The organism is Flavobacterium pedocola (genome assembly GCF_053764385.1).
Window position 1 is genome coordinate 618,906 of the sequence record NZ_JBSNCR010000003.1, and the last position, 8,892, is coordinate 627,797.

Annotated in this window: 1 protein-coding gene; it reads left to right on the forward strand. The window is 44.8% G+C overall.

The genetic code is table 11. From position 1 onward, the window contains the following. Positions 1-183: 183 nt before the first annotated feature. Positions 184-8,892, forward strand: an 8,709-nt coding sequence (locus ACWPKD_RS09855) for a choice-of-anchor J domain-containing protein (protein ID WP_455412515.1), incomplete at its 3' end; no start/stop codon positions are given.

The following is an 8,892-nucleotide window of genomic DNA, read 5'->3' on the forward strand; positions in this document are numbered from 1 at the left end:
GTAATTATTAACAAGTGGTGATTACCATCATTTTGAGGCGATAAAAATCACAATTACCGTCATTTTTATTAAATATTGAAACAAACACCGTTTTTTTTGTGAATTTTGACGGTCATTGTTAAGATATGATTAAAATTATACTAACTTTGGAAATTAAACATACAACAAACCTAAATATTAATTATGAAAAAAATTACTCTCGTAATTTTCATGTCTTTATTATCGTTTCTGGGATACGCCCAATTCCCGGAAAGTTTCGATGCGGGAATTCCCGGGACATGGAGTGTAATGAATAACGGGTCTGGTGCTGCTCAGGATTGGTCAACATCAAGTACGTTATTCTTACCCACACACTCAGGTTCGCAGCATGCCATTGCAGGCCGTGCGAATATTGGCGCCGGGGTCACAGCAGAAAACTGGCTGGTAACTCCACAGTTTGCTGTACCGGTTAATGGTCAGTTGCGATTTTGGACCAAGATGACCTTATCGGGCGATTCGGGAAGCTTGTACCAATTGAGGGTCTCAACGACATCTCAAACAAATCAGGCCAGTTTTACAACTATTAAACAGTGGACAGAGGCCCAATTGGAAACCGCTATGGCGGCCGGAGGCTCAACAGCCTACAACGTTTATGGTGAAATTATCCAGAACCTGACCCCAACGTACACATCAGGGCAATTGATTTATGTTGCCTTTGTTAAAGTACATACCCAAACCGGAGCCGTTGCTTCCGGGGACCGATGGATAATTGACGATGTTACGGCGGCTTCACAATGTCAAGACCCGCTAACATTAAGTGCTAACAATATTAGCGCCAACCAGGCAGAATTAAGCTGGGTGAGTCCGGGACCTGCCACATCATGGGAAATTGATTATGCAGCGAGCCCTGCAACACCGGATGGAGCTGCGGATGTTACGGCAAATACAAACCCATACATGCTTACGGGACTAACTGCCGGGACACAATATTCTTTTTATGTACGATCAGTTTGTTCGTCAAACAATAAGAGTAACTGGGTAGGGCCGTTCGTGTTCCTTACCACACCTTTAGGACAAACCTGTGCCGGACCGATCGTGGTTGGCGCATTGCCTTATACCCATACCAGCAACACCGGATTGTACGGTGATGTTGTGGATGGAAGCCCGGGAGTCTCTTGTGGGATCACCGGAAACTATTTGAACGGAAACGATGTTTTCTATTCTTTCACACCTTCTTTCACAGGAGTTGTGGATATTTCAATGACACCAACGGGTAACAACTCAGGTATCTTCGTTTATGCGAACTGTGCCGATGTCGGGACCATCTGTTTGGCAGGTGTTGCCAATGCCGCAGGAGGTGTTCGTAACATTCCGTTTTTTGCAGTAAATGCTGGGACTACCTATATCATTGTGATTTCCACTTCAGGAACTCCTCAAACGATACCTTATACTTTAACAATACAACAGGTTGCCTGTCCTCCGCCAAACAACTTAGGCGCGTCAGGGATCTCTCAGTCTGCAGCTACTTTAACATGGGGGAACCCAAGTGGGGCTACGGCATGGCAATATGTATTCCAGGCTGCTGGAGGTGGATTGCCTCCTGGAGCAGGTACTCCTATAGGAACTACTTCCGTAAACGTTGGACCTTTAACAGCGAATACCAACTACGAATTTTACGTAAGAGTAGATTGTGGTGGCGGTACTTTCAGTGCCTGGGCAGGACCATTCCAGTTCAGAACATTGTGTAACGCTTTCCCGATTCCATTTACGGAAGGCTTCAACAGTACGTCAACTTCACAGGCGTGTTGGACAGTATTGAACTTAAATGCTGATGCCAACTCTTGGAACATGGATTACGCAACCAACCCGTTTGAAGGAAACCAATCGGCGAGTTTGGTAGCGAGTTCCGTAGCCAACAACGACTGGTTGATTTCGCCTCAGGTTACTGGGCTTAACAATAACCAGCGTTTAAAATTCCGATACAGAGTAGAAACAGGTACATCACCGTGTACTTTCGAAGTTAGATTGTCCACAAACGGGGCATCTCCTTCAGACATGACCACGGTTCTTATACCTCCTACTTCTTATAACAACACTACTTATATAGAGCGAATCGTAAACTTAGCAGCCTATTCCGGAAACGTGAATATTGGCTTCTATGTGGCACCGGGTGCCAACGGTTCGAGAATCTATATCGATCAGGTAATCATTGAAGACATGCCGGCGTGTCCTGAACCAACTGCTTTGACAGTATCAGGCGTTACAGCGAACTCGGCTACTGTTAACTGGATTCCAGGAAATACTGAAACTTCTTGGCAGGTATTGGTACAGGCTTCAGGCTTACCGGCACCGACTTTGCCAACGCAAGGAGTAACGGTAAACACAACTCCAACATACAACGCTACACCACTTAACAGTTCTACTACATATGATGTATATGTATTGGCTAACTGTGGTGCTACGTCTAGTATTTGGATCGGACCTGTTACGTTCAGAACACCTCAGGTTCCGGCACCACTTCCATTTGCGGATACTTTTGAAGGAAACTTCGACTGGGATACAGTAAACGGAACTCAAACTAACAAATGGTTTGCTGGTACTGCTGTAAATAATGGAGGTACACGTTCGATGTACATCTCTAATAATAATGGTGTAGCCAATGCTTATACGATTACTGCCACTTCAGTAGCACAGTCCTATCGTGACCTTGCCATTCCGGCAGCGGTGAACCAGATTAATGTGGCTTTCGATTGGCGTGCTCAGGGAGAATCCACTTTCGATTATTTCAGAGTATGGATTGTTCCGACTACGTTTATACCAACAGCAGGAACACAGATTACTGCTGCTGCGGACAGAATCAACATCAGTAACAATATTAACCTTGGCGCTGCATGGGCCAGAAGAAACCTTGTGGTTAACGCGGCGGCTTTTGCGGGTCAAAACGTTAGACTTGTTTTCGAATGGAGAAACGATGGAAGTGGTGGTACACAGCCACCGGCGGCTATTGATAACGTAAATGTTACGGTAATCACTTGTCCTGCTCCAACAGCTCCGGCGGTAGTGAGTACTACTACAAATACAGCAACTTTATCATGGACTGCAGGAGCAGCGGAAACCCAATGGGAAATCGTTGTTCAGGCACCGGGATCAGGTCAGCCTACAGGGGCAAGTACTATTATCCCTGCGGGAACCAATCCGTTTACTGTAACCGGATTGAACCCGACTACACAATACGAATATTATGTAAGAGCGGTTTGTACGCCTGTAACAGATGTAAGTACCTGGACAGGTCCTACCGTATTCAATACGGCATGTACCGTTCTTAACGTTCCTTTCTTTGAAGGCTTCAATTCTACTTCTGCTACCCAACAATGTTGGACTGTGGTGAACGGTAATGCTGACGCTGACGCTTGGAACATGGACTATGTAACCACACCTTTCGAAGGAAACCAGTGTGCTACGCTTACAACGGATTTCAACGCAGGAGCTAATGATGATTGGTTGATTTCACCAACCTTGAATTTAAGTGCTACTCCGGGAGCTAAACGTTTAAAATTCCATTACAAAGTTCAGTCAGCCGGTGAGCCGAATGATTTCAGAGTGGTTATTTCAACTACAGGAAATGCTCCGGCAAGCTTCACAAGTACTTTAATTCCTCTTGCTAGTTATAACAATACTACTTACGTAGAGCGAATTGTAAACCTTATTGATGGTGCAGGTAACCCGTATACCGGAAACGTTAACATTGCTTGGCATGTGCCAAACGGCGGTTTAGACGGATGGAGATTGTATGTTGACAACGTTATTGTTGAAGATATTCCACCGTGTCCGGACCCTTCAGGTTTAGTGGTGACTGCTGTTACACAAAGTACCGCTACTTTATCATGGACTGCCGGCTTTAACGAAACCCAATGGGAAATCGTAGTTCAGGCGCCAGGATCTGGTGTTCCGACAGGAGCAAGCACGATCATTCCTGCGGGAACGAATCCGTTCACAGTAACAGGACTAAATCCAAATACAAACTACGAATTCTATGTTAGAGCTTATTGTAATGCTACGTTCCAAAGTGCTTGGATAGGACCGCGTACGTTCACAACTACTCAGATTCCGGCAACATTGGATTATGTTGAGGATTTTGAAAGCGGAACCCAAATGGGCTTAACAAACGGAACCCAAACTAACAAATGGGCAGTGGGTACAGCTACTAACAATGGTGGTGCTCAGGCATTATACATCAGTAACAACAATGGCGCAGCTAATGCGTATACTATTACGTCGACTTCGGTTGTTCACGCCTATAGAGATATTTTAATCCCTGCTGGAACCAATATCATGGACTTGTCCTTTGACTGGAAAGGCATGGGTGAATCTTCATTCGACTATTTAAGAGTATGGACTGTTCCGGCTTCTTTCACACCGGTATCGGGAACTCAGATAACAGCGGCGAGTGGAGGTCAGCAAATTTCGGCTAACCTTAACCAAAGCGCTACTTGGAGAACCCAAACGTATGAATTGTCAGGAACTCCGTATGCAGGTCAGATCATGCGACTTGTGTTCGAGTGGAGAAATGACGGTAGCGGTGGAACTCAACCTCCTGCTGCGGTAGACAATATTATGTTGAGAATCCCTACTTGTCCGGAACCATTTAACTTAATGACTTCAGGTGAGAGCGGATCTCCTCAGATTACACTTTCCTGGACTCCGGGAGGTACAGAAACACAGTGGCAGGTTGTAGTACAACCGCAGGGCGCTGGTGTACCAACAGGACCAGGTGTAACGGTTAACAATACACCATCTTATGTTTATACAGCTACTCACGGAGTATTCTATGAGTATTGGGTACAGGCAGTTTGTGGAGCAACAGACTCCAGCGACTGGGTTGGACCATATGTGTTCTCTGTATATGCACCACCGGGATGTGCCAACATTGATGTGGTAGGTGTAGGTGTAGATATTGTAGACAACCAGGTATTATTGTGCCCGGGTCAGGCTGGACAGAATGTGGAATTGTCGGCATCGTACTTCGGTATTGGGGCGACAACATCTTATGATGTTAGTTCTATTACATACAGTCCTCCGTTCCCGTTCACAGGTGGAACCCAGATGAATATTACAACAGATGATATCTGGTCTGGAGTGGTTAACTTACCATTCAACTTCTGTTTCTTCGGTAACTCGTATTCAACGGCAAGAGTTGGATCGAACGGTGTAGTTGCTTTTGGCGTTCCAAATGCAGATACCTTCTGTCCTTGGTCGTTCAACACGACTATCCCGAATGCAGGATTCCCAATTAAAAATGCAATTTACGGGGTGTACCAGGATACGGATCCAAGTGAGGACCCGGGACCTACAACCAGTATCAACTACCAGGTTTTAGGAAACTATCCTTGTAGAGCCCTTGTAGTTAACTTTAATGAAATCAATCAGTTCTCTTGTGGTACCGCTACGGGTCCGCAGACAACACAGATTGTAATTTATGAAATTTCAAATATTATCGAGGTTTACGTAAGCCGTCGTGTACCATGTACAACATGGCAGGCTGGAGCGGGGGTAATCGGTATCCAGAATGCTGGAGGGACTACTGCTTATGTGCCTGCAGGACGCAACACAGGTGCTTGGTCTGCTACCAACGAGGCATGGAGATTCTCACCTAATGCGCCAGCTCCGGTTGCTTTAGAGTGGATCCAAAACGGTGTGGTAATCGGTACCAACAGCAACGTAATTGTAAACGTTACTGATGATACAACGGTTACAGCACAAGCTACGTATACTGTATGTGACGGATCGAATGTGGTAATCAGCAACGATATCGAGATTGTTGTTACTGAAGAATTGCCAACTTTAGATCCTCTTGAAATGAACGCTTGTTCGAATGATGCTAACCCTGTATTTGATTTGACTCAAAACGGTGATTATGTATTGTCGAACTCAACAGCGGCAAACTATACTATCGAGTACTACCATTCATTGGCTGAAGCACAGGCAGCGGTTAACGGAACAGAAATTCCAAACCCTCAGTCTTATGTAGGAACCAATGGTGAGATCATTTACATGAACATTACAAGTAATGCCGGATGTACGGTTATCAAATCGTTCCCGTTAGCATTTAGTAATTTAGTTCCTGCTTATACATTATCTGGAAATACTACAGTTTGTGAAGGTCAAACCACCACAATTTCAGTAGTACCTACTAACTTCGTGGCTGCAGATGCTTTCTACGAGTGGACACTTCCGAACGGAACGATTTCTTCTCAGGTTGGCTCTACTTTCACAGCGCCGGAGAACGGACTGACCGGAACCTATACAGTTAGCGTAAAAACAGGATGTGAGACAGAACAAACGTTTACTATTAACGTGAGCGTTCTTTCCATCCCTGACGCAATTGTTTCAGTTCAGCCAACATGTGGTAACCCATTAGGAACTATTCAGGTTACAGCCCCTGTGGGAGCAAACTATGAGTACAGTATCAATGGAGGAACTTTATATCAAACGGATGTAAACTTTACCAACTTACCTGTAGGAGTGTACCAGATTATTGTAAGAGACGTTACTACAGGATGTGTGTCAGCACCGAGATCGATAACTATCAATCCATTCCCAGGTGCTCCAAGTGCTCCGGCAGTAACCGTTACACAACCAAATTGTACAACAGCTGGTCAGATTACAGTTACTTCACCGCTTACTGGACTTATCAGATACAACAATTTGTTTATCTCTGAGGTGACAGACGCGGATACAGGATCACTGACGTATATCGAAATTTACAACGGAACTGGTGCTCCGGTAGATCTTTCAAACTATAAACTGAAGATTTACAACAACGGAAGTGCTTCAGCATCTTGTGATTTCTTCTTAATGGGAACATTAGCGAACAATGCAACACACGTTGTAAAAGTAAGTAGCGATGCTAACCAAGGAGGAGTAGTGCCTAACCAATCTGTAACGACATGTGCAGGAGTTAATATTGATGACAACATCCGATTGACTACAGCTTCAGGAACGTTAGTGGATATTTGGGGTAGAACAGACGGTGTAGCATTTACACCTTCAAGTCAACCAGGTTACACTTACAGAAGATTACAAGGAGCAACTGCGCCAAGTACTACTTTCAACGCTATTGACTGGAACACAATCGATCCGGAAGACTATACGAATGTTGGTACATTTGTACCGTTATCGGTAACTTACCAATATAGTATTAATGGTGTTGATTATCAGCCAGGTACAACTTTCACAGGTTTAGCAGCCGGAACGTACAACGTTACCGTACAGGATATGACTTCTGGATGTATCTCCGCAGCTACACAAGTGGTGATCAATGCGATCTTCCCTTCAGGTATTGCTTTAACGTCTGCGACAGGAACCGATGCGCAATCCTTCTGTGAAGCAGGAGTACTTACTAACATTACTTATGCCGTAAGCAATGCTACCGGTGCAACAGTAACAGGTTTACCAACAGGTGTAACCGGAACATTTGCAGCAGGAGTAGTTACAATCAGTGGAACACCTACACAATTAGGTACTTTCAACTATACAGTTACAACAACTGGCGGTTGTGCTCCAGATGCTGTGGCAACTGGAACAATCACTATTGCGCCTGCATCGGCTATCTCTCTTACTTCAGCAGTAGGAACTGATGCTCAGGCATTATGTCAGAATGTTGCAATTACAGACATTACCTATGCAGTTAGCAATGCACCGGGAGCAACCGTAACAGGTTTACCAACAGGTGTAACCGGATCGTTCACGGCAGGGGTATTCACTATTACAGGAACACCTACTGAGTCAGGAACATTCAACTATACGGTAACTACTACCGGCGGATGTACTCCGGATGCTGTGGCAACAGGTACTATTACGGTAGCGCCATTGTCTATGATTGCACTTGCTTCCGCAACAGGAACTGATGCACAATCTTTATGCGAGACTGTTGCAATCACCAACATTGATTATACAGTTAGCAATGCTACCGGTGCAACGGTAACAGGTTTACCAACAGGTGTAACCGGAACGTTTGCAGCAGGTGTATTTACGATCAGTGGAACACCAACACAATTAGGTACGTTCACTTATACAGTTACTACTACTGGCGGATGTGCTCCGGATGCTATTGCGACCGGAACGATAACCATCTCTTCCGTTTCTGCAATTGCTTTGTCTTCTGCAGTTGGAACTGACGCTCAAACAGTATGTCAGAACACTGGAATTACAAGTATCACTTATGCAGTGAGCAATGCTACAGGAGCTACAGTAACCGGGTTACCGGCTGGTGTAACGGGTACGTTTGCAGCAGGAGTATTTACGATCAGTGGAGCTCCAACAGCTACAGGAACATTCAACTATACAGTAACTACTAGTGGTGGATGTGCTCCGGATGCAACAGCAACAGGTACAATTACAGTTAATGAATTACCTACGGCGACGATTTCCGGAAATGCTACAATTTGTTCCGGAGCCACGGCGACGATTACCTTCAACGGTACACCGAATGCTACGGTTACTTATACAGTAGATGGAGCGAGCCAAACGGTAACTCTAGACGCTAGCGGTACAGCAACAGTAACAACTCCGGCATTAACGGCAAGTTCTACTTATGCTTTAGTTAGTGTAACAGCTTCAGGTACATTATGTTCTCAAAATGTAAGCGGATCTGTGACCATTTCGATTGTTGATGATATGATGGGAGATATTTTTGGTGAGTGTGTAGGCGTGAACTATACTATTACTGCACTTCCTTTATCAGATACTTTTGATCCGTTGACAGTGACGTATTTATGGTCTGGTCCAAACGGCTTTACCGGAAATACACAATCTGTGGTGGCAACAGTTATGGGATCCTATTCTGTGGTGATTACGAACACTAACGGTTGTTCAATCACTGTAACTGAAAATATCACTCCAGAATCGTGTCTG